26 protein-coding genes are annotated in these 26,894 nt (G+C 67.3%); 15 read left to right on the forward strand and 11 right to left on the reverse strand.

All coding sequences use genetic code 11. From position 1 onward, the window contains the following. Positions 1–38: 38 nt before the first annotated feature. The 3 genes from JNO53_RS03185 (at position 39) to JNO53_RS03195 (ending at position 2,601) form a co-directional block, all read left to right on the forward strand. Positions 39–950: a 50S ribosomal protein L11 methyltransferase gene (locus JNO53_RS03185; RefSeq protein ID WP_203107528.1), complete on the forward strand. Its 912-nt coding sequence runs from the start codon at positions 39–41 to the stop codon at positions 948–950. A 203-nt stretch (positions 951–1,153) separates the two neighbouring features. Further along, positions 1,154–1,678, forward strand: a complete 525-nt coding sequence (locus JNO53_RS03190; protein WP_238401543.1) for a DUF2459 domain-containing protein — start codon at positions 1,154–1,156, stop codon at positions 1,676–1,678. Positions 1,679–1,863: 185 nt separating this feature from the next. After that, complete coding sequence (locus JNO53_RS03195) at positions 1,864–2,601, forward strand: RcnB family protein (RefSeq protein ID WP_238401544.1); 738 nt, start codon at positions 1,864–1,866, stop codon at positions 2,599–2,601. 91 nt (positions 2,602–2,692) lie between these two features. Here the strand turns inward: JNO53_RS03195 and JNO53_RS03200 are convergent, their stop codons facing one another. Beyond that, positions 2,693–3,250 carry a cytochrome b gene (locus JNO53_RS03200; protein WP_203107532.1) on the reverse strand — a complete coding sequence of 186 codons (558 nt, stop codon included), beginning with the start codon at positions 3,248–3,250 and terminating at the stop codon, positions 2,693–2,695. Between the two features lie 84 nt (positions 3,251–3,334). Between JNO53_RS03200 and JNO53_RS03205 the strand changes: the two genes are divergently transcribed. Then, positions 3,335–4,003 carry a prolyl hydroxylase family protein gene (locus JNO53_RS03205; protein WP_203107534.1) on the forward strand — a complete coding sequence of 223 codons (669 nt, stop codon included), beginning with the start codon at positions 3,335–3,337 and terminating at the stop codon, positions 4,001–4,003. A gap of 15 nt (positions 4,004–4,018) precedes the next feature. Here the strand turns inward: JNO53_RS03205 and JNO53_RS03210 are convergent, their stop codons facing one another. Together JNO53_RS03210 and JNO53_RS03215 are read right to left on the reverse strand one after the other, a co-directional pair. Then, positions 4,019–5,650, reverse strand: a complete 1,632-nt coding sequence (locus JNO53_RS03210) for a lysine--tRNA ligase (protein ID WP_203107536.1) — start codon at positions 5,648–5,650, stop codon at positions 4,019–4,021. Between the two features lie 103 nt (positions 5,651–5,753). Continuing rightward, positions 5,754–6,164, reverse strand: coding sequence for a hypothetical protein (locus JNO53_RS03215; RefSeq protein WP_203107538.1), 411 nt, complete (start codon positions 6,162–6,164; stop codon positions 5,754–5,756). 49 nt (positions 6,165–6,213) lie between these two features. On the opposite strand from JNO53_RS03215, the gene JNO53_RS03220 reads away from it, so the two are divergent. The 3 genes from JNO53_RS03220 to JNO53_RS03230 all read left to right on the forward strand — a co-directional run bounded on the left by JNO53_RS03220 (position 6,214) and on the right by JNO53_RS03230 (position 10,259). Next, complete coding sequence (locus JNO53_RS03220) at positions 6,214–6,795, forward strand: hypothetical protein (protein ID WP_203107540.1); 582 nt, start codon at positions 6,214–6,216, stop codon at positions 6,793–6,795. Between the two features lie 216 nt (positions 6,796–7,011). Continuing rightward, entirely contained in the window at positions 7,012–9,735 is a 2,724-nt protein-coding gene (locus tag JNO53_RS03225; protein ID WP_203107542.1) for an ATP-dependent DNA helicase, read from the forward strand. 11 nt (positions 9,736–9,746) lie between these two features. Beyond that, on the forward strand, positions 9,747–10,259 hold the full coding sequence (locus tag JNO53_RS03230) for a SixA phosphatase family protein (RefSeq protein ID WP_238401545.1): 513 nt from the start codon (positions 9,747–9,749) through the stop codon (positions 10,257–10,259). Positions 10,260–10,438: 179 nt separating this feature from the next. On the opposite strand, the gene soxR is transcribed toward JNO53_RS03230, so the two are convergent. Next, on the reverse strand, positions 10,439–10,885 hold the full coding sequence (gene soxR, locus JNO53_RS03235) for a redox-sensitive transcriptional activator SoxR (protein ID WP_203107546.1): 447 nt from the start codon (positions 10,883–10,885) through the stop codon (positions 10,439–10,441). 115 nt (positions 10,886–11,000) lie between these two features. On the opposite strand from soxR, the gene JNO53_RS03240 reads away from it, so the two are divergent. Beyond that, a complete protein-coding gene (locus tag JNO53_RS03240) occupies positions 11,001–11,372 on the forward strand; it encodes a VOC family protein (RefSeq protein WP_203107548.1) in 372 nt (123 codons plus the stop codon). A 79-nt stretch (positions 11,373–11,451) separates the two neighbouring features. Here JNO53_RS03240 and ubiA read toward each other — a convergent pair whose 3' ends face one another. Beyond that, a complete protein-coding gene (ubiA, locus tag JNO53_RS03245) occupies positions 11,452–12,354 on the reverse strand; it encodes a 4-hydroxybenzoate octaprenyltransferase (RefSeq protein ID WP_203107550.1) in 903 nt (300 codons plus the stop codon). A gap of 57 nt (positions 12,355–12,411) precedes the next feature. Next, positions 12,412–13,281, reverse strand: coding sequence for an N-acetylmuramoyl-L-alanine amidase family protein (locus tag JNO53_RS03250; protein ID WP_203107552.1), 870 nt, complete (start codon positions 13,279–13,281; stop codon positions 12,412–12,414). 439 nt (positions 13,282–13,720) lie between these two features. Here JNO53_RS03250 and JNO53_RS03255 point away from each other — a divergent pair, with 439 nt between their 5' ends. Further along, on the forward strand, positions 13,721–16,438 hold the full coding sequence (locus JNO53_RS03255; protein WP_203107554.1) for an Rne/Rng family ribonuclease: 2,718 nt from the start codon (positions 13,721–13,723) through the stop codon (positions 16,436–16,438). 70 nt (positions 16,439–16,508) lie between these two features. Here JNO53_RS03255 and JNO53_RS03260 read toward each other — a convergent pair whose 3' ends face one another. The 3 genes from JNO53_RS03260 to JNO53_RS03270 all read right to left on the reverse strand — a co-directional run bounded on the left by JNO53_RS03260 (position 16,509) and on the right by JNO53_RS03270 (position 19,318). Further along, complete coding sequence (locus JNO53_RS03260) at positions 16,509–17,138, reverse strand: class I SAM-dependent methyltransferase (RefSeq protein WP_203107556.1); 630 nt, start codon at positions 17,136–17,138, stop codon at positions 16,509–16,511. 99 nt (positions 17,139–17,237) lie between these two features. Beyond that, positions 17,238–18,008: an NTP transferase domain-containing protein gene (locus JNO53_RS03265; protein ID WP_203107558.1), complete on the reverse strand. Its 771-nt coding sequence runs from the start codon at positions 18,006–18,008 to the stop codon at positions 17,238–17,240. Beyond that, the gene (locus tag JNO53_RS03270; RefSeq protein ID WP_203107560.1) at positions 18,005–19,318 is read right to left on the reverse strand and encodes a lipopolysaccharide biosynthesis protein; all 1,314 of its coding nucleotides are present in this window, start codon (positions 19,316–19,318) and stop codon (positions 18,005–18,007) included. The genes JNO53_RS03265 and JNO53_RS03270 overlap by 4 nt, the downstream gene beginning before the upstream one ends. Here JNO53_RS03270 and JNO53_RS03275 point away from each other — a divergent pair. Next, positions 19,317–20,597 (forward strand): hypothetical protein, encoded by a 1,281-nt coding sequence (locus JNO53_RS03275; protein ID WP_338015286.1) that lies wholly within the window; start codon positions 19,317–19,319, stop codon positions 20,595–20,597. The genes JNO53_RS03270 and JNO53_RS03275 overlap by 2 nt on opposite strands. Before the next feature lie 35 nt (positions 20,598–20,632). Further along, on the forward strand, positions 20,633–21,820 hold the full coding sequence (locus tag JNO53_RS03280; RefSeq protein WP_203107562.1) for a glycosyltransferase family 4 protein: 1,188 nt from the start codon (positions 20,633–20,635) through the stop codon (positions 21,818–21,820). Here JNO53_RS03280 and JNO53_RS03285 read toward each other — a convergent pair. Next, complete coding sequence (locus JNO53_RS03285; RefSeq protein WP_203107564.1) at positions 21,719–22,357, reverse strand: HAD family hydrolase; 639 nt, start codon at positions 22,355–22,357, stop codon at positions 21,719–21,721. The genes JNO53_RS03280 and JNO53_RS03285 overlap by 102 nt on opposite strands. A 194-nt stretch (positions 22,358–22,551) precedes the next feature. On the opposite strand from JNO53_RS03285, the gene JNO53_RS03290 reads away from it, so the two are divergent. The 4 genes from JNO53_RS03290 (at position 22,552) to JNO53_RS03305 (ending at position 25,670) form a co-directional block, all read left to right on the forward strand. Continuing rightward, the gene (locus JNO53_RS03290; RefSeq protein ID WP_203107566.1) at positions 22,552–23,334 is read left to right on the forward strand and encodes a succinate dehydrogenase iron-sulfur subunit; all 783 of its coding nucleotides are present in this window, start codon (positions 22,552–22,554) and stop codon (positions 23,332–23,334) included. Between the two features lie 2 nt (positions 23,335–23,336). Further along, on the forward strand, positions 23,337–23,792 hold the full coding sequence (locus tag JNO53_RS03295; protein WP_338015287.1) for a PaaI family thioesterase: 456 nt from the start codon (positions 23,337–23,339) through the stop codon (positions 23,790–23,792). Then, positions 23,789–24,904 (forward strand): cell division protein ZapE, encoded by a 1,116-nt coding sequence (gene zapE, locus JNO53_RS03300; protein ID WP_203107568.1) that lies wholly within the window; start codon positions 23,789–23,791, stop codon positions 24,902–24,904. Before JNO53_RS03295 ends, zapE begins: the two co-directional genes overlap by 4 nt. A gap of 67 nt (positions 24,905–24,971) precedes the next feature. Continuing rightward, entirely contained in the window at positions 24,972–25,670 is a 699-nt protein-coding gene (locus tag JNO53_RS03305; RefSeq protein WP_203107570.1) for a pirin family protein, read from the forward strand. 156 nt (positions 25,671–25,826) lie between these two features. Here the strand turns inward: JNO53_RS03305 and JNO53_RS03310 are convergent, their stop codons facing one another. After that, complete coding sequence (locus tag JNO53_RS03310) at positions 25,827–26,762, reverse strand: crotonase/enoyl-CoA hydratase family protein (protein WP_238401546.1); 936 nt, start codon at positions 26,760–26,762, stop codon at positions 25,827–25,829. Between the last annotated feature and the right edge of the window lie 132 nt (positions 26,763–26,894).

The raw sequence follows: 26,894 nt of genomic DNA on the forward strand, positions 1-26,894 counted from the left end.
CGCTTCCGCCGGGCGAACGATCGGGCTACTGAGCGTCCATGCCCGATAGCTGGAAACTCACCGCGTTCGCCGACAAGACGGCGATCCAGGCCGCACTCGTCGCGCAGGAGGATGCGCTGGAGTGGGACGACGAGGTCGTGCTCACCGGCTGCGAGGTAGCGGAAGACCGGCCGCTGGAGTGGCGGCTCGACGCCTACTTTCCGCGCAAACCGCGCCGCGCCGACCGTGCCATGGTGGCCGCGCTGTTTGCCGGCGGCGCGCCGGAGCTGCACGCGGAGAAATTGCCTCCGACGGACTGGGTGACCGAGAGCCAGCTGGGCGTCGAACCGATCCGCGCGGGCCGGTTCTTCGTCCACACACCGGAGCACGCGCCCAGCAATACGAAGGGCGTGGTGAACCTGTCGATTCCCGCCAGTCAGGCGTTCGGCACCGGACAGCACGCGACGACCGCGGGGTGTCTCGCAATGCTCGATGGGATGAGGCGCGGGGGCGTCGCCCCACGCAACCTCGCCGACATCGGAACCGGCACTGGCCTGCTTGCCTTCGCCGCGCTCACGCTCTGGCCGCGCGCGCTGGCGACCGCGAGCGATATCGATCCGGCCTGCCTCGGCGTGGTCGAGGACAACGCGGCGGCGAACGGCTTTGAGGTTGGCGGGGGTCCTGGTGAATTGGCGATGATCGTCGCCGACGGGATGCATCACCCGCTGCTTCGGGCACGCGCGCCCTACGACCTGCTGATAGCGAACATTCTCGCCGGGCCGCTGGTGGAGCTGGCGCCCGATTTCGCGCGCGCCGTCACACCAGGCGGGAATCTGCTCCTGGCCGGACTCCTCCAAACGCAGGAGCCGCGAGTGCGGCGAGCGTATCGGCGCCAAGGCTTCCGCCTGGCGTCGCGGCTGGTGAACGGCAACTGGTCGATCCTCTGGCTACGGCGGCGGACCACGCGGTGACCTCCCCTTCCGCCTCTCCGTTCAGAGGGGCGAGGCTCCGCGACGGCCTGCGGCGGCTCGCGAACGGCAGGGTCTGGAGAATCACCGCAAAGATTCTCGCCTGGCTCGCGCTAGCCGTCGGTCTGTTCATGGCGTTTGCGTGGATCGGCTCCTCTATCCCGCGCAACGGAGACTGGAGGGAGCCGGAACGCGGCGTCGCCATCATGATCGAGACCAACGGCATCCACACCGCGATCGTCATGCCGCTGGTCAGCCCGCAGAAGGACTGGCGGGCAGACTTCCCGGCCTCGGACCTGCCGGCGGCAAACCGGCCCTATACGCACGTATCCGTCAGTTGGGGGGAACGCGAGGTGTTCCTCGACACGCCCACATGGGCGGACCTTTCGCTACCCACCGCGATCAACGCGGCTACGGGCGGCGACGGGCTGCTTCATGTTGCGCATTATGTCCGCCCGGCTCCGAGTGAGACCGCGCGGATACTGCGCCTGCGCCCCGCGGAATACGCGCGCCTCGTCCGCCGGATCGAGTCGCAAGTCGTCCCGCCCGGCACGCGCACCATCCACGCCGGGTACGAGGGCTGGGACGTATTCTACGACGCGCCCGGCACTTATCACCTCGGCAACACCTGCAACCAGTGGACCAGCGACACTTTGGCCGCGGCAGGGATCAAGACGGGCTGGTGGACGCCGTTCGCAGGCGGCGTGATGAAGTGGGTTCCGATGCGCTGATTTTTTGTTAAGCGAAATTGCGCTGAACCTGAACGTTACCCCTACACGCCGGTTCAGTTTCCGGTCATTCGGCCCACCGTAAAAGTGCCTCATCTTATCAGAGGGGCCGCTGGCGGTGGGCGCGGCGTTCTCGACGAACGGAGACCCACGAGATGACACTTGGACAATTTCTGAAGGGAAGCGCGATGGCGGCCGTGGCAGGCGCGATGGCGCTGACCGCCCTGCCCACCGAAGCCTTCGCCGCCTCTGCCGAAACCCAGCAGCGTGCCCGTGACCGCGACGACCGCCGCGGCAACGCTCGGCAGGGGAACGAGCGGATTCGCTGGGATGCGATGCGCCGCGCCGTACAACAGAGCGGTGCCCGAAGCGAACGCCGTGAGGACCGGCGGGAGCAGCGGCACGATCGGCGCGAGAACCGGCGCGAACGCAACCAGGACCGCCGTGAGAACTGGCGCGATCGCAATCAGGAACGCCGCGAGAACTGGCGGGACCGCCGCGACGACCGGCGAGATCGCTGGGAAGATCGTCGCGACAACCGCCGCGACCGGTGGGACGACCGGCGTGACAACCGTCGCGATCGCTGGGACGACCGGCGCGACCGGCGCGATCATCGCGCCTGGAACCGCCGCTGGCGCGACAACGACCGCTACGACTGGCATCGCTATCGCGCGTCGAACCGGAATGTCTACCGCATCGGCCGTTATTATTCGCCCTATCGCAACTACCGCTACAACCGGGTGAATATCGGGTTCCGGCTCGGCAATCTGTTCTACAGCAACCGCTACTGGATCAACGATCCGTGGCAGTACCGCCTGCCGCCGGCATACGGCCCCTATCGCTGGGTCCGCTATTACGACGACGTGCTGCTGGTGAACACCTACTCCGGCGAAGTGGTCGACGTGATCTACGACTTCTTCTGGTAAGCCGCTTTCCCCCGCTGCCGGGGTTTGTCAGCCCGGCAGCCCTTTGCAAGCCCCCGCTGGTGCGAACCGGCGGGGGTTCTTGCATGTGCCGTCAGGCCTTGGGCGTTCCGAACGGCAGCATGCGGAACAGATTGCCGTCGCGGTCGATCAGCGTGTGCTTGAGCGTGCCGAGAATATGGATCGCCGTAATCACCAGCAGGGTGACTCCCGCGGCCGCATGGATGTGGAATATCTCGCGCGCGCCTTCCGGATCGCTTTCGACCGGCATGGCGGGCAATGTGAAGATGCCGAACACGTCCACCCCATTTCCATACTTCGACATGGCGAGCCAGCCGGCCAAGGGCATGACGATCAGAAGAACATAGAACAGCGTGTGCGTGATCTTCGCCAGCCAGCGTTCCCATGTCGAAAGATGCGCCGCGAGCGGCGGGTTCGGCTGGATGAAGCGCCACACCAGGCGCACCAGGGCGAGCACGAGCAGAGTGGCGCCGAGCGAGAAGTGATTGGCCATGATCTCGCTGCCGGCTTCATCGGTGGGCGCGTTCTCCGCCGCGACCGCGATGCGCCACTGCGCAAACACGCCGATGGCCAGCAGCCAGTGCAGCAGCATGGCCACACCTGGATAGCGATGTCCCGAAGCTTCGTTCATGATCCATCTCCCTCTGATCCGATGATCTTCCATCGGCCTCCGGAACTCTTGAAGCATACGGAGGCGCTGGTAGGGAAGCGCGATATGACGAAGACCGCGACTATTCCCGACAAGGACGCGCTCAAGCGCGTCGGCGCAACCGTCCGCAAACGGCTCGAGGTCGACCCCCAAGCCTACAAGGTACCGACCGACAAGGCGGAGATTTTCGCCATCGGGGAATTCCTGAGCCCTGCGGAATGCCAACGGCTCATTTTGATGATCGACGCCGTCGCGCAGCCGAGCACGCTCTACGACACCGACTACTCGAGCGGATTCCGCACGTCCTATTCCGGCAATCTCGATCCGCGCGATCCCTTCGTGGCAGGCATCTCGCGGCGGATCGACGATCTGCTCGGCATGAAATCGGAAACGGGCGAGGCGATCCAGGGCCAGCGCTACATGCCCGGCCAGGAATTCAAGCCGCACAACGACTGGTTCTACACCACCGAAGACTACTGGAAGATGGAGCGCAAACGCGGCGGGCAGCGGAGCTGGACCGCGATGATCTTCCTCAACCAGGTCGAGGCCGGCGGAGAGACGCACTTCACCGAAGTCGAGATCAAGATCCCGCCCAAGCCCGGCGTGCTGCTGACTTGGAACAACGCCTTGCCCGACGGCACGCCGAACGAAGATACGATGCATGCCGGCACGCCGGTCGAGCGCGGCGTGAAATACGTCATCACCAAGTGGTATCGCACCCGCAAGTGGGGGTGAGAACAGGCGAAAGCCTCAGGCCCGCGCGAGGGCTTCGGCGATCAGGCGGCGGCTGTTCTCGATACCGTAAAGCGCGATGAAGCTGCCCATGCGCGGCCCCTGGCTCGACCCGAGAAGCGTCTCGTAGAGCGCCTTGAACCAATCGCGCAGCGACTCGAAGGCGAACTGCTCGTCCTTGCCGATCTCGTAGACGATGGTCTGCAGGTCTTCCGCGGAGCTCTCCGCCGCGATGCCCACCAGCGCTTCGTCGAGCTTGCGCAGCGCCGCCGCCTCGTTCGCCGCGGGCGCACGACGCTCCAGCGTCGGAGCGACGAAATCGCGGTTGTAGGCGAGCGCTGCGCCGACCAGGACGTCGAGCTCGGGATGCTTCGCCGGATCGGGATCGACGATGTAGTTGCCGAGGTACGACCAGACCTGCTCGCGCGTGGCGCCTGCGCCGAGCACGCCGACGAGATTGAGCAGCAGCCCGTAAGTGACCGGCAAGGCATCGCCGGCCCCCGGAGCCTCCGAATTTTCGAATCCGCCGTTTGCGCGGAGCAGGTGCCACGCCGGGTTGCCGAGCTGCTTGTCGAGTTCCTGCTCCGGCAACCGCGCGCGGAACTGCCAGTAATCGTCGACCGCGCGGGGAATCACCCCGACGTGGAGCTGCTTGGCGCTCTTCGGATTGGGAAAGATGTAGAAGCCCAGGCTCTCCTCGCTGCCGTAGGTGAGCCATTCCTCGATCGTCAGGCCGTTGCCCTTCGACTTGGAGATCTTCTCGCCATTGGCGTCGAGGAACAACTCGTAGATCAACCCTTCCGGCTTGCGGCCGCCGAGCACCTGGACGATCTTGCCCGACTGGGTGACGCTGTCGGTCAGATCCTTGCCGCACATCTCGTAATCGACGCCCAGCGCGTACCAGCGCATCGCCCAGTCGACCTTCCACTGCAGCTTGGCCATACCCCCGAACGCCGACTGCTCGACGACCGTACCGTCCTCGTCGGTGAAGCGGACGATTCCCTGGTCCGCGTCGACCACTTCGACCGGCACTTGCAGCACGACGCCCGTGGTGGGACTGACCGGCAGCACCGGCGAATAAGTCCTGCGCCGCTCCTCGCGCAGCGTGGGCAGCATGATGTCGAGGATCGCCTGATTGCTGCGCAGCACCTGCCGCAGCGCATCGTTGAATCCGCCCGAATTGTAGTGCTCGCTCGACGACATGAACTCGTATTCGAAACCGAAACGGTCGAGGAATTCGCGCAGCTTGGCGTTGTTGTGGTGGGCGAAGCTGTCGAACCCGGCGTTGAACGGATCGGGGATGCGCGTCAGCGGCTTCCCGAGATGCTCGGCAAGCATCTCGCGGTTCGGCACGTTGTCGGGCACCTTGCGCAGCCCGTCCATGTCGTCGGAGAAGGCGACGAGGCGCGTCTTCCCGTCTTCCGGCTTCGCGCCGATCAGCGCCTCATAGGCGCGGCGCACGAGCGTAGTGCGCAGCACTTCCTGGAATGTGCCGATATGCGGCAGACCCGAGGGGCCGTACCCGGTCTCGAACAGGACCGGCGCGCCGCCCGGCTTGCCGTCGGGATAGCGCTTGAGCAGCCGCTGCGCCTCCTGAAAAGGCCAGGCCTTGGACACGCGGGCGGCTTCGATCAGGGTCTGCTCGGTCATGGCTCGCCTCTCGCGCAAGGCAGCCAGTGTTGCAAGTGCGAAGGCACCTCATGCGAAAAGGGACGCCCCTTGCGGAACGCCCCTTCCCTGCGACCCTCCCGGGTCAGGCGTAACGCACGGGGCGCCGCGCCAGGGCTGGCCAGTTCGCGGTGTATTCGCTCAGGTCGATCCGCGGGCGGACGTTCTCGAACTTGCGGCCCAGCGACTGGAGGATGAGCCGCGCACGTCGGGCCCGCGCCTTGGTCGAGCGGAACGGGTTGGCGCGGTCGGGCTCGGCCGCGATCATCCGCTTGAGCAGGGCGTCCCGTTCTTCGAAGGTTTCCGGAAGCTTCGCCGGCAGAGCCACCGCCGCACCATCCGTGGGTTGGCCGCGATAGGCGCCGAGCGGATCGCGGACTTCGCTCACTCGCTCGGGCTGGGCGTCGCGTACTGCGGCCAGTTCGACGACCGGGGCAGACTCGTTCGTCGCCAGCGTCATCGCGACCGGTTCGGCCTGACGTTCCGCGGCAGCCATTTCGAGTTCGCCTGCCCGGCGAGACCGCCGGCGGAACCAGGCAAAGGCCATGATCGCTAGGCCGAGCGGGATCAGACCGACCAGCGCAAGAGCGATCAGGGCGATCCAGTCCGGATCCGTATCGGGCAAGGACTCCGGTGCCACACCTTCGGCGGCGCTGGCTGCGATCGGTGCCGGCGCAGCCGTCGCCTCGGCAGGGAGCGAGGCGTCTGCGGTCGAGACGTCTGGAGTTTCCACAGCCGAGACTGTTGCCGCAGCCGGTGCCAGCGCGCGGGCGGGCGTCGTTGCCCGCACGGGTGCGCTGCGCTCCGCCGCCGGTTCAGGCTCGACAGCCGCGGCGGCCGCCCGCGCCGGTGGGGCGCTCTCCGCCGCTTCAGGCGCAGCAGCGGGCGCCGGCGGCAAATCGAGCACGATGCTGGGCGGCTGCGTTGCCGGGGGCGCGGAGACGGTGGTGCTCGGGGTAGCGGTGGTCGGCGGCGTTGGCGCCGACGTTGGTGCGATCGGCAACTGCAAGACGATCGGATCCGCCGGGGCGGTCGGCTTGGGAGAGGCCGGTGCGGACTGCGCGAACGTCGAAGTGCTGCCTAGCGCAAGCATCGCGGCGATGGCGATGGGGGCGCTGCGAAGGTGATGTCTGGTTTTGGGCATAGTCCGTGAAAAACGCGGCACATTTCTGCCATGTTCCTGTTTATCTGCCGTTCAGAGAGGCGTGAGCCGTTGATTTTGCACCATTTGCCGACTTGATTTCGCGACGGGACGCGGTCTCCGCGCGTTCAAGCGTTGATCGTGCTTCCCCGCCCTGTTGCCCCATGTTTACTTTCCGTTCTCTCTCGCGCATCGTTCACCGATGCCCGAACCGGTGCCCCTTCCCGCGCTCCATGCCAGCCATGCCGGAACCTGGCTGCGCGACGCCAATGGCGCGACCCGCGGGTGCTCCAAGGGCGAGGCGATCATGGCCGCGGCAGATACGCCCGTGCTGCTGCTCAACGCGCCGCTGGTCGCGACCCGGCTGGGTTATCCCGACCTTTCGGGGCTCGACCTGCTGGAGCTGTTCGCCTTCGTCCACCCCGCCCGCTTCTGCGTTCCGACGCCCAAGGGGCTGGCTCACGCGCTGGGACTGAGAGAGCCGGAAAGCGACCACAAGGTACCCGAACTGCTCCAAGAGGCCGCAGGTGCGCTGCTGGAGACCTGCGCCAGTCCCGACTGGGCGGAGCGCGAAGGCGCATGGTCGGCGCTCCAGTCGCTCGTCCGGCTACGCTGGCCGTGGGCGCAAGTTCTGGCGCCGCATGTCGCGCGGCCGGAGCGGGCGGAGAAGTGGCTGTTCTCGCGCCTGCCCGAATGGGAGGAGGCGCCGGACCGCCCGCCGCCCGGACAAGTGCTGATCGAGGAGCCGGAGATCGAGGCGCAGCTTGCGCACCTCACCGGCGCGGGATCGGAACGGCGCGAGGGGCAGCGGCTCTATGCGCGCGAGGTGGGGAAGGTCTTCGCGCCGCGGGCGAAGCGCGCCGCGCCGCACCTGCTGCTGGCACAGGCCGGGACCGGCATCGGCAAGACCCTTGGTTACCTCGCCCCCGCTTCGCTCTGGGCCTCGGCGGCGCGGGGCACGGTATGGGTCTCGACCTATACCAAGAACCTCCAGCGCCAGCTCCGCGGGGAAAGCCGCCGTGCCTGGCCCGAACGACGGGCCGACGGCACGCAGCCCGTCGTCGTGCGCAAGGGGCGCGAGAACTATCTGTGCCTGCTCAATCTCGAGGACGCGCTGCAGGGCGGCTTCGGCGGGCGGGCGGCGATTCTTGCCCACCTGGTCGCGCGCTGGGCCGGCTATAGCCGCGATGGGGACATGATCGGCGGCGACTTGCCGGGTTGGCTCGGCACGCTGTTCCGCAAGCGCGGGATCGCGGCGCTGACCGATCAGCGGGGCGAATGCGTCTACGCCGGCTGCCCGCACTACCGCAAATGCTTCATCGAACGCGCCGCGCGCGCCTCGGCGCAGGCAGATCTCGTCATCGCCAACCATGCGCTGGTGATGATCAACGCGGCGCGCGGGCGGGACCATGCGCAGCGTCCGACGCGGATCGTGTTCGACGAGGGGCACCACGTCTTCGATGCCGCCGACAGCACGTTCGCCGCCGCCCTGACGGGGCAGGAGGCGATCGAGCTCCGCCGCTGGATCGTCGGGCCGGAACGCAAGAATAAGGGCCGCCGCCGCGGGCTGGCGGCACGCCTCGCCGACGTGGCAAGTTACGACGACGCGGGCGGGGAGGCGATCGAGGCGGCGCTGGAGGCGGCGCAGGCGCTGCCATCCGACGGCTGGCTCCAGCGCCTCAACGACGGCGAGCCTTACGGCCCGCTCGAAGCCCTCCTCGCGGCAGTGCGCGCCTGCACTTACGCGCGCGACGAAAGCGGCGGGCAGGAGGCCGGCTACGGCATCGAGACCGAAGCCGCGGGCCTGCCGGGCAACCTGATCGAACAGGCGCAGGCGGCGCGCGACGCACTCGCCGCCATCCGCCGCCCCTTGGTCAAGCTCGGTGTGCGGCTGGAAGCGGTGGTGGAGGAGGCGCCCGACTGGCTCGACGGCCAGGGCCGCGCCCGGATCGAAGGCGCGCGCCATTCGCTCGCCTGGCGAGTCGACCTGCTGCAGGCATGGGAAGCGCTGCTCGATCGGCTCGGCGGCCCGGCGGACCCGGAGTTCGTCGACTGGCTGGCGGTCGACCGCAGCGAGGCGCGCGAGTTCGACGTCGGCATCCACCGCCGCTGGCTCGACCCGATGAACCCCTTCGCCCGCGTCGTTCTCGAACCTGCGCACGGCGTGATGCTCACCAGCGCGACGCTACGCGATGGCGACGACTGGCAGAACGCGATCGCACGCTCGGGAGCGCCGCATATCGAGGTCGAGCCGATGCTCGCGCACGCGGAAAGCCCGTTCGACTACGCGGCGCGCGCGGAGGTGCTGATCGTGACCGACGTGAAGCGGGGCGATCTCCCTGCGCTCGCCGGCGCCTATGCGCGGCTGATCGAAGCGGCGGGCGGCGGGGTGCTCGGCCTGTTCACCGCGGTCCGGCGGCTGCGCGCGGTCCACGGACGGATCGCCGACCGGCTCGCACGCGCCGGCCTGCCGCTCTATGCGCAGCATGTCGATCCGATCGACACCGGCACGCTGGTCGACATCTTCCGCGACGACCCCGCCGCAAGCCTGCTCGGCACCGATGCCTTGCGCGATGGGGTGGACGTTCCCGGCCGCTCGCTGCGCTGCGTGGTCATGGAGCAGGTCCCCTGGCCCCGCCCCGACATCCTCCACCGCGCGCGCCGTGCGGCCAACGGCGGCAGCGCTTACGACGACCGCATCATCCGCGCGCGCCTGGCGCAGGCGTTCGGGCGCCTGATCCGCTCGAAGGACGACGCGGGCCATTTCGTCGTGCTCTCCTCCGCCTTCCCCAGCCGGCTTCTCGGCGCCTTCCCCGCCGGCACGCCTGTCATCAGGCTGACGCTGGCGGACGCTTTACAACGCGTGGCCGCCGGTGTTTCAGGGGCCGAAGCCGCACGGGAATCAGAGGACCGCCAGCCGTCGTGAAGAGTTTGGGATTGCTGCGCCACGCGAAGTCGGACTGGGACGACGTGGGCAAGCGCGACTTCGATCGCGGCCTCAACGCCCGCGGGCGCAAGGGTGCGCGGCTGATCGGCCGGCACATAATCGAGCATGGCTTCGAATGGGACCTGCTGCTCGCCAGTTCCGCCGAACGGGTGCGCCAGACGCTTGCTGCGGCGCTCCCCGGCGCCGAGCTGCGGTGGGACGAGCGCCTCTATCTCGCAAGCGCGGAGACCATTCTCGACGTCATTCGCGAGAATGCGGGGAGCGCGGATGCGGTGCTTGTCGCCGGGCACAATCCGGGCCTGCAGGAAGTGCTCTTCGCACTCGTCCCTCCCTCGGCCGAGAACGGCCTGTTCGACGAAGCGGCGACCAAATATCCGACCGCGACATTCGCGGTGTTCGAGCTCGACATCGACGACTGGGCCGACCTGGCGCCCGGCTGCGGGCGGCTGGTCCACTTCAAGCGCCCGCGCGATCTCGACCCCGCGCTGGGGCCGGAGGAGTAAGCAGTCCAGGAACCGAAGTCCGCCCATCAATCGTCATGCTGAACTTGTTTGTGCTTTGCACAACTTCGCTTCCAGCACCCGGCGCGCCTTCAGAACCGGCGGCGCGAGAGGAGAAATGGGCCCTGAAACGAGTTCAGGGTGACGGGGTTCAATGACGCGAACTTTTTCCGCCGTGAACTCTACGCCATCTCGCGCAGGACGCGCGGCCCCGGGCCCTGCTCGCCTGCCTTGTCGTCCGGATTGTACAACCTGCAATGCTTGAGGCTGAGACAGCCGCAACCGATGCAGCCGTCGAGATTGTCGCGCATCGCCTCGAGCTGCGCGATCCGGCGGTCGAGGCGATCGCGGATCGCCTCGCTGATCTTCCACCAGTCGAAGCTGGTCGGGGTGCGCCCTTCCGGCAGCCGCGTGAGCTGCTCGGCGATCTCCTCCAGCGTCAGCCCGAGCTTCTGCGCGATCAGGATGAAGCTGAGGCGGCGGATGTCCGAGCGGAGAAACCGCCGCTGATTGCCGCCGGTGCGGTGCGCCCGCAGCAACCCCTTGTCCTCGTAGAAGCGGATCGCCGAGGTCGAGAGGCCCGTGCGGCGGGCGAGCATGCCGATGGGCAGGAGGTCACTGGCTTTCATACGCATCCATTAACCGACAAACATGCTTGACCTCAAGTCAGCTTGAAGTTGCATGAATGCGAGCACCCGATTCGCCGATGCACGATGTACCGGCGGGACAACAAGGAGTGCCAATATGCCCAAGGGCCAACTCGAACACGCCAACCTCACCGTCACCGACCCGCAGCGCAGTGCCGCATTGCTGGAGAAGCTATGCGACTGGCACGAGCGATGGCGCGGCCCGGCGATGAACGGCGGGGAGACCATCCACGTCGGCAACGAGACGACCTACCTTGCCCTCTACACCAATCCGGATGCCACCGGTGGGTATCGCAAGGGCGTGCCGCTCAACCACGTCGGTCTGCTGGTCGATGATCTGGAGACCGCCGAAGAGATCGTCATCGAAGCGGGTCTGGAACCCTTCGGCCACGCCGATTACGCGCCCGGGCGGCGGTTCTATTTCTTCGACTGGGACGGGATCGAATTCGAAGTGCTCAGCTATCTCTGATCGACGTCGCCCCTCCCCGTTCTCTCGCGTCGCGAACGGGGAGGTGGCGCATTCGGCCCATGACGGCGACGAAGGGCGTTCAGGCGTTGCCGACCACGAAACAGGCGGCCGCCACCAGCGCCCCGGTCCATCGGTTCGCCCGGAACCGCTCGAGGGGGTTGGCCGGATCGGCCGGGTCGAGCGTCGCCACCTGCCAGCCGAGATGAATCGCCGCCGGGGCCAGTGCCAGCAGCGCCAGCCAGTCTTCGCGCAGGAGCCAGAACGCGAGCGCCCACAGCGCGACCGCGCCGCCGTAGAACAGCGCCACTCCCGGCTTCACGCGCCGCCCCAGCCGCAGCGCTGAGGAGCGGATGCCGACGAGTGCGTCGTCCTCCCGGTCCTGCAAGGCGTAGATCGTGTCGTAGCCGATCACCCACAGTACACACCCGGCGTAGAGTGCTGCGAGAACCTCCCAGTTGTCGGAGCGCAGCGCGATCCAGGCAACCGGCGCGCCCCAACTGAACACGAGCCCGAGCCATGCCTGCGGCCACCATGTAATGCGCTTCATGAAGGGATAGGCGGCGACCAGCGCCAGGCTCGTCAGCGCGACGAGCTGCGCCTGCCACCGCAATTGCAGCAGCACGACGAGGCCGACGAGGCACAAAGCCAGAAGCCAGGCCCAGGCGAGCTTCTTCGAAACGCGGCCACTCGCCACTGGGCGCAGCGCGGTACGGGCCACCTGCCGGTCGAGGTTCGCATCGACGATGTCGTTGTAGACGCATCCCGCCCCGCGCATCGCCACGCTGCCGAGGAGGAGCCACAGCAGCAGTTCCCACTGCCAACCCGCGCCGGCGAGCCAGAGGCCGTAGACGCAGGGCCAGAACAGCAGCCACCAGCCGATCGGCCGGTCGAAGCGGGCGAGCTGCGCGAGATCCCGCGGCATCTGCGGCAGGCGCGCGACTATCCCGCGGTGTTCGCTGTCGGGTACGATCTGCTCGGTCATCGCGTTCGCCCTACCGTGGCCGCGTCGGTGCGTCATCCATCGATGCGCGCCGAACGGCTACGACCCCGCCTGCCGCGCGAAGTAGATGCGGATCGCGCGCGCCATCACCTGGGCAAAGCGCTCCTGCCCCTCGGGAGTGGCGAGGCGCTCGGCATCTTCGGGATTGGTGATGAAACCGGATTCGTAGAGCACCGCCGGCACGTCGGGCGCGCGGAGCACGGCGAGCGCGGCCGAGCGGCGCGGCCGGGGATGAAACGTCAGCGTCCCTTCCCCTTCGCGCAGGACGAGGCTCGTGAACTCGGCCGATTCCGCCTGCACGCGGCGCTGCGACAGTTCCACGAGGATCGCACTGACCTGCTCGCTCTGCCCCTCGATCCGCACCCCGTTGAGCCGGTCGGCGTTGTTCTCCCGCTCCGCAAAGCGCGCAGCCGCTTCGCTCGATGCCTGCGCTGAGAGCGTATAGATACTCGCGCCGCTGGCTTCGCTCGCCGCGGCCGCTGAGTCCGCGTGGATCGAGAGGAACAGGTCGGCGCTCATCCTGCGCGCGATTTCCGGCCGTTCCTCGAGCACCAGAAAGCTGTCGTCCTCGCGAGTCAGCGCCACCCGGATGCCGCCATCCTGCACGAGCCGGTCGCGCAATGCGAGCGCGAGGCCGAGCGCGATATCCTTCTCACGGTATCCCTCGACGCTCGCTCCGGGATCCTTTCCGCCGTGCCCCGGATCGATCACCACGAGCGGCCGCGAGCGATCGGGCGGGCCATGGATCATCGGCAGGTCGACGGGTGCCCCGGCCTCGGGAAGCGGCAGGCGCACCACATAGTCCCGCCCGAGATGCGGCACCGGAATCGTCAGACCGAGCGCATAGAGCGCGGCCAGCAAAGCCAGCGGCGCGAGGAAAATCAGCCAGATCTGTAGCCGCATGGACATTGCGCGGCGTTGTTACGGCGTTGCGGGCGCAGAGCGCAACATGGTTGCCGAACTAGACCGGCAGTGCTAGCGCTGGCAGGCCGACATCCGGCCCGTCCAAGCCCGCCTTTCACACTTTCGTGCTGGCCGGCGGGAGAACGATCGGCAGGCTCGGAAGTCCCTTCCCGGGCTTTACGCAACAGGTTGATGCAAGACATGAGAAGCCCCTCCCAACCCCTGACGACGCTGCCCCTGGCATGCGTCGCGGCATGGGCGGACCGGGCGGCGCAAAGCAGGCGCATTCGCATGTCAGCAGACACATCATTCCGGCGCCTCTGGACGATCCAGAGCGACCGGTCCGACAATGCCGCCCATCGCAGTTCGATCGGCGGTTTCCACACATATGCGCGCGTTCTCCCGACAGGCCTCGGCCTGAGGGCACGCGCACGGAGAATTCTAAATGGCAACGCGCATGCTTATCGATGCGCGCCACCCGGAAGAAACGCGGGTGGCGGTGCTCAAAGGCAACCGGATTGAAGAGTTTGATTTCGAATCTGCCGAACACAAGCAGATCAAAGGCAATATCTACCTCGCCAAGGTCACCCGGGTAGAGCCCAGTCTTCAGGCGGCCTTCGTCGACTTCGGAGGCAACCGGCACGGGTTCCTCGCGTTCGGCGAGATCCATCCGGATTATTATCAGATCCCCAAGGAGGATCGCGAGCAGCTCCTCGCCGAAGAGGCCGAAGCAGCCGAGGAAGAGGCACGCCTGCGCGCCGAAGAGGAAGACCGCGGCGAAATCCCGGGCGACGAATACGACGCCGACGACGAGACCGGCGAATCGCTGGTCGAGGAGTTCGCCGAGGACGGGGTCGAGGAAATCGACACCTCCGAGAAGGGCGATGTTTCCACCATCGAGGAAGGCCAGGTCGAGAACGGCGAGGATGACGACGACGGCGACGAAGAAAACGGCGAAGACGCCGGGGATTCGCGCCGTGGCCGCCGCGGCCGCGCACGCCGTCAGGGCAAGGGCCGCGCCCGCACGAAGGAAGTCGACGAGGTTCGCGCCCGCCGCCAGGCGCTGCGCCGTCGCTACAAGATCCAGGACGTCATCCAGCGCCGCCAGGTGCTCCTGGTCCAGGTCGTCAAGGAAGAGCGCGGCAACAAGGGCGCGGCGCTGACCACCTACCTCAGCCTTGCCGGGCGCTACACGGTGCTGATGCCGAACAGCAGCCACGGCGGCGGCATCTCGCGCAAGATCTCCAGCGCGAGCGACCGCAAGCGGCTGAAGCAGATCGTCGGCGACCTGAGCTTGCCGAAGTCGATGGGTCTGATCGTGCGCACCGCGGGCCTCCAGCGCACCAAGACCGAGATCAAGCGCGACTTCGACTATCTCGCCCGCCTGTGGGACGAGATTCGCGAGAAGACGCTGGCCTCCGCCGCACCGACGCTGATCCACTCCGACAGCGACCTGATCAAGCGCGCGATCCGCGACATCTACAACCGCGAGATCGAGGAAGTCGTGGTCGAGGGCGAAGCGGGCTACCGTTCGGCCAAGGAATTCATGAAGCTGCTGATGCCCAGCCATGCGCGGCGGGTGAAGGCCTATTCCGATCCCGTGCCGCTGTTCCAGCGATACGGCGCGGAAGACCAGCTTCGCGCGATGTACGACCCCGTCGTGCAGCTCAAATCGGGCGGCTATCTGGTCATCAACCCGACCGAGGCGCTGGTCTCGATCGACATCAACTCGGGCCGTTCGACCAAGGAACACGGGATCGAGCAGACCGCGCTCGCGACCAATCTCGAGGCGGCGAAGGAAATCGCCCGCCAGCTTCGCCTGCGCGACATGGCCGGCCTGGTGGTGATCGACTTCATCGACATGGAGTACAGCTCCAACATCCGTAAGGTCGAGCGCGCGATGAAGGACGCGCTGAAGAACGACCGTGCGCGCATCCAGGTCGGCCGCATCTCGGGCTTCGGCCTGATGGAGATGAGCCGCCAGCGTCTGCGCACCGGCGTGCTCGAAGCGACCACCCGCGAATGCCCGCATTGCGACGGCACCGGCCTCGTCCGCACGGCATCGAGCGCAGGCCTGTCGGCGCTGCGCCTGATCGAGGACGAAGCGGCCAAGGGCAAGGGCACCGTGATCCGGCTCGCTGCGAGCACCGAAGCGGCGATCTACCTGCTCAACGCCAAGCGCGACGATCTGGTCGAGATCGAGCAGCGCTACGGCGTCAATGTCGAGGTCGTTCCGGAGGGTGAGGAAGAAGGCGCGAAGATGAGCGTCTCCAGCGCCGGCCCGCGCCCGACCCAGGCGCCGAAGTTCGAGCCGATCGTGGACGACGAAGAGGATGATCTCGACGTCGAAGCCGAGAGCGACGACGAGGAATACGAGACTCGCGACGAGGACGAAGGCGACTCCTCACGGAAGCGCAAGCGCCGCCGCCGCGGTGGACGCGGCCGCAACAAGAATCGGGGCGACGATCACGGCAACGGCGACGGCGACGGTGAGACGTCCGAAGACGGCGAGCATCGCGACGACACCCCTGCCCGCGACGAGCGCGATGGCGAGGACGAGGAAGGAAAGCCGAAGAAGCGTCGCCGGCGGGGCGGGCGGCGCCGGCGCGGTAAGGGCGGCGAAGCCGGCGACGAGACGGGCGGCGAGGTGAAGCCGCTCGAGGATCTGGCCGAACAGGTCGCCGAGGACATGGCTGTCGTGGCGGGCCCTGAGGATTCGCCGGAGACGGCCGAAGCAGCTGCCGAGGAAACACCTAAGCCGAAGCGGCGCACGCGCCGCAAGAAGGCAGAGGAACCAGCGGCCGAAGCCGAAGTCGCCGAGACCGCCGCGACCGAAGAAGCCTCAGCGGCCGAACCAGCGACGGAGGCGGAAGAAGCACCGAAGCCGAAGCGGCGCACGCGCCGCAAGAAGGCAGAGGATGCTCCTGCGGAAAACGCCGCGGCCCCTGCATCGGAACCGGCCGCGGAAGCGGAAGCGCCGGCCGAGAAGCCCAAGCGTACGCGGCGCAAGAAGAAGGAAGAACCGGCGGTTCAGGAAACCGCCCCGGCCGAGGAACTCTCATCGACAGAGGCCGCCGAACCGGCTCCGGCGAACGACGCGGGCGATACCGCAGCCGCAGCGCCTCAGCGGCGCGGCTGGTGGCAGCGCACCTTCGGCGAGTAATGCCGACAAGTCATGGCGAGGCGGCCTTCGGGCACCTCGCCATGACTTGCCGCACGGCAGATCTCTGCAGTCAGACCTTCACGCCCACGCCCCACTCCGTCCACACGAGCGGGCGCGGCATTCCCGGCAGATAACGCGCGCCGAGCGGTTCGACCGCGAAGCCGCCTGCAACGACCGCCGAAGTGATCGGGCGGGTCAGATGACAGCCGCCCATGACCGGCTTCCACCACGGTTCGATCCGGTCCTGCCATCGCGCGACCTCAGGTTCCGGTGCGCGCCCGTGCTCCAGAAACAGCAGCCGTCCACCCGGCCTGAGGATGCGGCGCATCTCGCGCACGACCTGCGCCTGATCGGCGACCGAACACATTGTGTAAGTGCACACTGCGGTATCGAAGCTGTCGTCGGGAAAAGGGATCGCTTCCCCCACGCCCTGGCGAATGTCGGCCCGCCAGCCCTTCCGCGTGGCTTCTGCCCGTGCATAATCGAGCAGCTTGCCGCCGGGATCGATCCCGGCATAGCGCGTGATGGCTGCCGGGTTGTAGAGCCGCTGGTTGATCCCGCCGCCGCAGCCGAGCTCGAACACTTCGCCGCGCGCCATCGGCACGACCTTCTCGCGCAGTTCCATGATCGGCTTCGCCCCGCACGCGAACTTGATCAGTCGGGGAGCGCCGTGTCTGTCCCAGAAGTCGCTGAGCGCCATCGTATTCCCCTGGGCGTGCCGCTGTGACCTTCGCAGCATAGGAGTTCCCGATGTGATTGTCATGGTGACGGCTCCGACGGCCGTCTGCAAAGATGGGCGCTAGCCAAACTGCCGCGCGTCGTCTCCGATGAGCCTGCGCACGTCCTCCAGATCGCGCGCGGTGTCGACGTCCACTGCGGCCAGTCCATTACTGGCGGGGACCAGAGCGGCCCTTACGCCGATGCCCTCCCCCAGCCGCGCGAGCCCTCTGGCGAGCGTCAGCCGGCCCAGTGCGTAGGACAGGAGCAGCCCGAACCCCAGCCGCGCAACGATCTTCCACGGGCGCTTGCGGTCCGCCTCGACCCGCGTCCATTCCTCGACCGCCGCGCGCGCCGCGGGGGTTCGCAGGAGGAACAGGTTGCAGCCCGACCAGTGCCCGTCCGCGAAGCGCAGATAGGTCCGCCGGCTGCCCGGCATCGCAGCCTCGATCCGCGCGCGTTCGGCCATCATCACCGCGAGATCGCATTCGGCCGGCGCGCCCTCGATCAGTTCGGCGACCCATTCCGGGCGCAGCAGGGCGTGATCGGCGGTCGTCACGAGCAGCGGGGTGCCACTCGTGTCCAGTGTGCGCAGCACGCTTCCGCTCGGCCCCGCCGCGGGCAGGACGATCTCTGCACCCAACGTCCGCGCAATATCCTCCACCGGCCCCGGCTCGCAGCAGACGAAGATTTTCCCGCATCCCGCATCACGCAGCGCGCCGACGACGCGGGTAAGGAGCGGTGCCCCCCCTATCTCTATCAGGGCCTTGTGCGGCACGCCGGCTTCCAGCGCGAGCGGGTCACCTCCCGGGCGGGAGCCGGCCAGCACAAGCGCGTTCGTCGCGGCGGTCACGCAGTCCGGTCCCGCCGGAGAACGATGAACACCGCAATGCTCATCGCGAGGTAGCTGCAGGCCATGCCCAGCGCGACCGCCCAGCCGATACCGACAGGGCCGAAGCCGGCGAATGCGACGATGCTGGCGATCAGCGCCACCGCGGCAAGGCTGCGCGCGATCAGCGGATAGGAGGGATGGCCGGTGGAATGGAGCACAGGTTCATACGATGCGCTCGCGAGGTCGAAAGCCGCGCCGATCGCGAGCGGTATCAGCACCACGCCGCCGCGCGCGAAGCCCTCGCCCCCGATCAGGCCGAGCAGATCCTCGCCGAACGCAAGCGCCGCAAGCGTCACGGTCACCCCGCCAATGCCCGCGATGACCGTCACTTGCGTCACCAGCCGCCGGAAATCGCCGATGTCGGAGGCCATGCGGGCATGAGCGAATTCCGGATAGATCGCCCGGCTGAGAAGCTGCGACAGCTTGCCGAAGCCCTGTGCAAGCTGGTCCGCCAGGCGATAGACACCCGCCGCGCTGGTGCCGAGGAAATAGCCGACCGCGAGCAGCGGCCCCTGCTTGTAGAGCGCATCCAGCGTCGAGCTCACGTAAGTGATTCCGAAAAACCTTCCGACCCCCGGATTCTCGCGCATCGCCTGACCGAGCGTGCCGAGATGCTCCTTGCGCATAGCTTGCGGCGCGAGCCGCCAGGCCGCGATCCAGTAGGCTGCGGCGGAGATCAGTTCGATCGCCGCCCAGGCGGCCAGGAAGCGCCCGACGTTGGCGCCCGCGAACATGATAGCGAACGCGGCCAGCAGGCGCCCTGTCGGGACGATGGCTTCGACATAAGTGGCGACATCGTATCGGCCGAGCACGCGCACGATGCCGATCGGCGTCGTGACACGCGCCCACAGGAGGGCGCAGTTGAAAGCGAACGCCATCGTCACGTAGCGCTCGTTGAGTTCGAGCAGCTCCGCGAACCCGAAATAGATCACGTAGGCGACCAGGCAGCCGAGCAGAGCCCCGCCCGCGTCGATCGCGCCGCAGAACCATGCGAGCCGGCCGAAGCGCTGCCAGTTCTGCTCGTGCACCGCCTGCGCGCCGAAGCGCACCATGGTCTGCCAGGTCTGGAAGCCCGCGACCGCCACCAGCGCCTGACCAGTACCGAAAATCAGCGAAAAGTGGCCGAAATCCTTGATTCCGAGTGAGCGTGACAGCACCGCGAGATAGACGATGCTGCACACGGCACCGAAGCCCTTGCCCCCCAAGAGCCACGCCAGGTTGCCCAGGATGGTCGACAGGCCCGTGCGTGAAGTGGGAGCGCGCGACGGCATGGCCGCGCTCTGGACGAGCTTGCTGGGGCGGTCAATGCCCCAGGCCGAGCGACATCGTCATGGCGCCGCGGCGGACTTTACGCTAGCGGCACGCCGGATGGCGCGTATCTGCTTCCTCTTCAACCACGACCAGCTCCACCAGCTCGCGCATAGCCTGCCGATTGCGCTGGAACTGGCGGCGAGCGGGCAGCATGAGGTCGTGCTGGCGACCGGCAGCGAACGACTGGAGCAGCGCGTCCGCGAACTGGCGGGAACCGCGCTCGAGCGGATGAGCCTCGTCCGGCTCGACCTCCGCGACGGCATCTCGCGTTTCGCGGCGGGCGTGCTGGAGCGGGTTGTGCCGGCGCGCAAGATCCTGCTTTACCGCGACAATCTCGATTTCTTCCGCGGGTTCGACGCGCTGGTGGTGTCCGAAAAGACCTCGCTCCTGCTCAAGACTCGCTACGGCCTCGATGGACTGAAGATCATTCATACCCGGCACGGCGCCGGAGACCGCGCGATCGGCTTCGGCAAGGAAAGCGCCCGGTTCGATCTCGTGCTGGTGTCCGGCCCCAAGATTGCGCGGCGCCTGGAGGCAGAGGCGGGCGTCGATCCGGCGCGCATCCGCATCGTCGGCTATCCCAAGTTCGACCTGTTCGCGGATCGGCGCATTCCCAACCCGTTTCCCGATCCCTCACGGCCGATCGTCCTCTACACCCCGCATCCCTCGCCCCGCCTGTCCAGCTATTACCGGATGGGGCCGCGCGTACTCGCGGAGCTGGCGGCGAGCGACCGCTACAACGTGATCTTCGCCCCGCACGTCATGCTGTTCCAGAGGCGGTACACGGTCACCATCGCCCCGCCTGCGATCGAGCGCGTGCCATCGGTCGATCCCGCGGTGGAGGCATGTCCGCATATCCTGGTCGACCGCGGCAGTCCGGCGGCGACGGACATGAGCTACACCAACCTCGCCGACATCTACTGCGGCGATGTGAGCAGCCAGATCTACGAGTTCCTGCTGCGCCCTCGGCCGTGCCTGCACCTGAACGCCCACGGAGTGGAATGGCAGGGCAACCCCGATTACGCGCACTGGCAGACCGGGCCGGTGGCCGGGCCGGAGGCGAATATCATAGAGGCGCTCGACCAGGCCGTCGCCTCGCACCCGCCGTACGAGGCGCGGCAGAGGGAACTTTTCGCCGATACGTTCTCGACAGGCGCGCAGTCGGCCGCGATAAGGGCGGCGGCCGCCGTCACGTCTTTCATGGAAGAGAATTCGTCATTCAGCACGAAACGAGCCTGAAACCGGCGCGGCTCGACGGCCGCCGCATCTGGGTCATGGCGAAGGGTTATGCTGCCGAAGAAGGCGGTATGCAGACCTATGCCGAGGGCGTGGCCGAAGCCTATGCCGACGCCGGCGCGGATGTGACCGTGTTCACGCAAACGGCGCTGGGGCCCCGGCGCACGCGGGTCGGGCCCGTCGCGCTCGTCGACGTCGGCCGGCCCAAATCGCCGCTGATGCCGCTGCGCCTGCGTGCGGCCATGCGGCGCGAGAAGGCTCGGAGCGGCGCGCCTTTCCTGGTGCACGGCACCACCTGGCGCACCTCGATTCTGCCGATGCTGGCCGGCCTGCCCTACGTGACCACCTTTCACGGCCGGGAATTCATGTACGGCGGCACGCGTACGAAGCAGCTCATGCGGATGGTCGCACGCCGCGCGCGCGCGATCGTGACCGTCAGCGGCTACAGCGCGGCCAAGCTCCGCGCGCGGTTGGGCGAAGATCTGCCGGAACCGGTCGTCGCCTGGAACGGCCTCGGCGACAGCCCGAACGGCTGTGTCACACCGGAATCCTGTTCCCAGAACGATCCGCCGCTGATCTTCTCGCTATGCCGTCTGGAGCCGCGCAAGAACATCGCGGCATGCGTTCGCGCCTTGGCCGAACTGCGCGATCAGGGCCTGCCGTTCCGATACGTCATCGGCGGACGCGGCCCTGCCCTTGCCGAAGTGCAGCAGCTGGTCGAGGAGTTCGCGCTCGGCGACATGGTGGAAGTTGCGGGCTTCATGCCGGCGGAGCGCGTGGCGGCGCTCTACGCCCAGGCCGACATCTTCCTCCATCCGCAGATCGAGATCGACGACGGACGCGATTTCGAGGGGTTCGGCATTGCCATCGCCGATGCCATGGCGGCCGAAACCGCCGTCGTTCTCGGCAAGGCGGGCGGCGCGATCGAACTGATCGAATGCGACGTCAACGGCATTGCGGTCGACGGCACCGATCACGGCGAGCTGCGCGGCGCCCTGCACCGCCTGCTCTCGGGGCCGGACGAACGCCGCGCGATGGCCGGCGCCGCGCGCCTCCATGCGGAGCGCACGTTCCGCTGGGACCGCCACATAGCGCTGGTCCTGCGCGATATGGCAGTCGAACTCTCAGCGAGTGAAGTCGACCGGGCGCCAGCCCCGCTGCTCGGCACGCCTGGCGGCCTTGGGCCGCGCGGTCACGAACCAGCCCTCGTCCGCCCAGTCGAGTAACGGCCCGTCGGCGAAGCTGTCGCTGACGAACCGCAGATGCAGCTCTTCGCGCGCGATGCCGCGCTCCGCCAGCCACGCCTGTACGCGCGCCAGCTTCTCCGGCCCGTAGCAGTTGGGCTGCAACTCGCCTTCAAGCGCCCAGTGGCTGGCGATGATCTCCTCCACCTTGAGCAGCCGCGCGATGTGTTCGGCATAGAGCAGGTGGGCGGCGGTCGCGATCACGACCCGGCGGCCCTCGCGCACATCCGCCTCCATCGCCCGCCGCGCGCCCGGATGCAGCCGCGCGACGCGCGCATCGGCAAAGGCCTGCGCCACCGCGGCGAGTCGTTCCGCTCGAGGACGCCCCAGCATCAGTCGCATTCCGCGATGCTTGAGTGCCGTGCGATCAAGCAGGCCGAGCTTGTGCCCGATCATCAGCGCCACCCAGACCGGGAGCAACAGAAGCCGCCACGGAGCGAGCCGCCGCGCGCCGAAGATCAGGAAGGGCGTGAAAGTCGAACCGGACAGCAGCGTGCCGTCCAGATCGTAGATCGTCATGCGCAAGCCCAGCGGCTCCCGTTCTGCTGCGTTCGCGGGCCCACTAGCGCAACCAGCCGGGAAGTTCGCGCTTTTTCCCTGCACCCGGCGTGCCCGCTTTTTTCGCCAGCGCGTTTTCCGCGGGCCCGCTTCGCCTTGCTCTTGCCGCCGAACCGGTTAGATAGGCCCCGAAACGCAGCAGGACAGCGGACGCAATGGCGACCTTCACTCTCCCGAAGAATTCGAAGATCAGCGGCAAGGGCCGCGCCCACCATGCCGAGGGCGCCAGCCGGGTCCAGAAGTTCAAGATCTACCGCTACGACCCCGACAGCGGCGAGAACCCGCGTTACGACACGTTCGAGATCGACCTCGACGATTGCGGCCCGATGGTCCTCGACGCGCTGATCAAGATCAAGAACGAGATCGACCCGACGCTGACCTTCCGCCGCTCGTGCCGCGAGGGGATCTGCGGGTCGTGCTCGATGAACCTCAACGGCAAGAACGGCCTCGCCTGCACCACCGCGATCGAGGATCTGAAGGGCGAAATCCGCATCACGCCGCTGCCCCACATGGACGTGGTCAAGGATCTCGTCCCCGACTTCACCCACTTCTACGCGCAGTACGCTTCGATCCGGCCTTGGCTGCAGACCGTCTCGACCACGCCGAGCGGCAAGGAGCGCCTGCAGAGCCCCGAGCAGCGCGAGAAACTCGACGGCCTCTACGAGTGCATCCTGTGCGCCTGCTGCTCGACTGCGTGCCCGAGCTACTGGTGGAATTCCGACAAGTTCCTCGGCCCGGCGATCCTGCTCCAGGCCTATCGCTGGCTGGCCGACAGCCGCGACGAGATGACCGGCGAACGGCTCGACCAGCTCGAGGATCCGTTCCGGCTCTATCGCTGCCACACGATCATGAACTGCGCGAACGTGTGCCCCAAGGGCCTCAACCCGGCCAAGGCGATCGCCGAGACCAAGAAGATGCTGGCCGAGCGCCAGATCTGAGCGTGGAAGCGCAAGAACCGGCCTTCGACTATCGGGAGGATCCCGATCATCCCGGCTGGCATACCTGGAACCTGCGCGATCAGACCCGGTTCAACGCGGTGGTCATGGGCGACATGCTCGTGCGCACCGAGGGTGACAAGTGCCGGCTGCGCATGTTTCCCGAACGCAAACACACCAACCTCCAGGATATCGTCCACGGCGCGGTCACGCTGTCGCTCATCGACATTTCATTGTTCGCCGCCATGCGCACGCTGACCGGCGGCGATGCCGGTCCGGCGGTGACGCTGGAGCTTTCGACCCAGTTCATCGGCGCCGGCAAACCCGGCGAGCCACTCGATGCCGTAGTCGAAGTTCTGCGTGAGACCGGGCGGCTGCTGTTCCTGCGCGGCGAGGTCGTGCAGGGCGATCATCTGGTGGCGGGCTTCACCGGGCTGGTGCGCAAGGCAAGCCGCAAGTGAGCGGGATGCTTGCGCGCTACGAAGCGCTGATCGCCGCCGGCGAGCTGCGCCCTGACCCGGAACAGTGCGCCGCCGCAGAGGCGCTCGACCGACTCCAACAGGCGCTCGAGACGGTCGGCGGCAGCGGTTTTTTCGGTCGCATCTTCGGTGGCAAGCCCACCCGCCCGCGGGGTCTTTACCTGTGGGGCGGCGTCGGACGCGGCAAGTCGATGCTGATGGACCTGTTCGTGGAAACGCTGGCGATCGCCGAGAAGCGCCGGGTCCACTTCCACGCCTTCATGCTCGAAGTCGACGGCATGATCCGCGAGGAACGCGCGAAGGAGGCCGGCGACCCCGTAGCGCCCGTGGCGGCGCGCATCGCCCGGGAAGTCCGCTGTCTCGCGTTCGACGAGATGGTGGTGAACAACACTGCCGATGCCGCGATCATGAGTCGCCTCTTCACCGCGCTGATCCGCGACGAGGGCGTCACCGTCGTCACCACCAGCAACCGCCCGCCGCGCGATCTCTACAAGGACGGGCTCAACCGCTCGCTGTTCCTGCCGTTCATCGATCTGGTCGAGGCCGAACTGGACGTGATCGCGCTCAACGGCCCGGTCGATTACCGGCTCGACCGGCTCGGCGGGATCGACAACTGGCACACTCCGCTTGGGCCGGAAGCCACCGCGCAGGTGCGCGAAGCGTTCTTCCGCCTGACCGACTACAAGCCCGAAGATGCGGCGCACGTGCCGAGCGCCGATCTCGACCTTGGCGGCGGACGCACTCTGCATGTGCCGAAGAGTCTCAAGGGCGTCGCCGTGTTCAGTTTCAAGCGCCTGTGCGGCGAAAACCGCGGCGCGGCCGACTATCTCGCGATCGCGCGCGCCTACCACACGGTGATCGTCGTCGGCATCCCGGTCATGGGCCCCGACCGCCGCAACGAGGCGATCCGCTTCACCAAACTCGTCGACGCGCTTTACGAACTCAAGGTCAAGCTTTTCGCCACCGCCGACGCGGAGCCGGAGGGTCTCTATCCGGCGGGCGATGGCAGCTTCGAATTCGCCCGCACGGTCAGCCGGCTCGAGGAAATGCAGAGCGCCGACTACATGGCCCTTGGGCACGGCAGCGAGGGTTGAAAGGCTGTGGCCGAGCCCCACTTATCGGTTATTCCGGCGATAACATCCCGCCGAGGTGAGAATATCGATGATCGACGTGAGACCTTTCGCCACGCTGGGCGCGGCCGACCACGGCTGGCTGAACGCCCACCATCACTTCAGCTTCGCGGGCTATCATGATCCCGAACGCATGGGCTGGGGCGCGATCCGCGTGTGGAACGACGACACCATCGCGGCGAAGAGCGGCTTCCCCCCGCACCCGCACAACGACATGGAAATCGTGACGTTCGTGCGCACCGGCGCGATCACGCACAAGGACAGCCTCGGCAACCAGGGACGCACCGCCGCCGGCGACGTCCAGGTGATGAGTGCCGGGACTGGCATTACTCACGCCGAATACAACCTCGAGGACGAGGCGACGACGCTGTTCCAGATCTGGATCATCCCGGACCGGCGCGGCGAGCAGCCCTCATGGGGCCAGCGCGAGTTCCCCAAGGCCGCGCGCGAGGGCGGGTTCGAAATCGTCGCCAGCGGCACGCCCGAGGCGGATGACGCCCTGTCGATCCGCACCGACGCCAAGGTGGCCGCGGCGACGCTCGCGGCGGGCCAATCGGCGACCTGGCGCACTTCGGGCGAGCGGCACCAGTATCTCGTCGCGCCCGACGGCCGCATTCGCGTAAACGGCGTTGAAGCCGCTCCGCGCGACGGCATCGCGGTGACGGGCGAAGAGGAGATCGTCGTCGAGGCGATCGACGACGCGCAGGTTGTCCTGGTCGACGCGCGCTAACTTGATCCCTCCCCTCTCTCCCCTTCAAGGGAGAGATACGCAGGCTTGCGAGCTTGCTCGCTAGCCGAAGTTGAGAGGGGAACGAGGCCAGATCCGGACGCGAAGATCGCGCGACACCCCCTCTCCCAACCCTCTCCCCCGAAGGGGAGAGGGCTATCAGGCCGCCTTAGTGAGCCGTGCTTGCGCGGCCACTAGGCGGCCCATGACTTTCAGGTCCTGTTCGCGCAACTGGAGGGCGGAATCGGCCCATAGCTCGGTGATGCGGTTCAGTTCCGCCAGTTCGAGGTTCCAGGCGACCTTCATCGCGCGCCGCGAATTGACCAGCCCTGCGTGGCGGCGGTCGGACTTCTTGATGAATTCGCGGCAGGCGGCGAGCCCCTGCCCGTTCTCGGCGAGGTGATGCACGAGGCCGATCTCGTACATCTGCTCCGCACTATAGGTCTCGTTCGACACGATCAGCCGGTCAGCCATCGCGCTGCCGACCTTGCGGCTCAGCAGCGCGTGCGCACCCATCCCCGGGAACAGTCCGAACATGATCTCCGGCAAGCCGAACGTCGCACCGCGTTCGGCCACGATGTAGTCGAACGACAGCAGCGCCTCGAACCCGCCGCCCAACGCCGCGCCCTCTACCAGTCCGATCGTCAGCATCGGCAGGTCGAGCGAGGCGATGTTGCGGTGGAGAATCTTGCAGCAGCGATGGCCGTAGCGCACCAGTCCGTCACGATTGCGCTCGCGGATCAACCGCTGAAAGAGGTCGAGATCGCCGCCAAAGCAGAACACGCCCGGCGCCCTGCTACCGAGCACGAGGAAGCGCAGCGGCACTTTCTCCGGCCCGAAGCCCTGTTCGATATAGACCTGCCAGTTCTCGAAATCGCCGAGCATCGTGGGCGTGAAGCTCGGCCGCCCTTCGGGGTTCATGTAGGTCCAGAGCGTCTGCGTATCGTCCTCGTAAAGGACGTCGAGCTCGTGAAGCTGGAACAGGCCCTCGGGAATCGCCGCGTGCCGCGCGCTTTCCACCACCAGCGCCTCGTCGCTGGCGTCAAGCGGAATAGCTGGCCGATCCGAACCCATCTCGGGTTCGGTTTTCTCCATTCCGGAACTCATACGATCCATAAGGATCCCCCCGCTTTTCTGCGGCGCCCCCCGATTTTCGCGAAGCGTAATCGACACGCGAGTCAATTGGCAAACGATTAATTAACTTTGCTGACAGTCGGTCCCGATCCG

It is taken from the genome of Altererythrobacter sp. C41 (assembly GCF_016803135.1).
GTDB lineage: Bacteria > Pseudomonadota > Alphaproteobacteria > Sphingomonadales > Sphingomonadaceae > Pelagerythrobacter.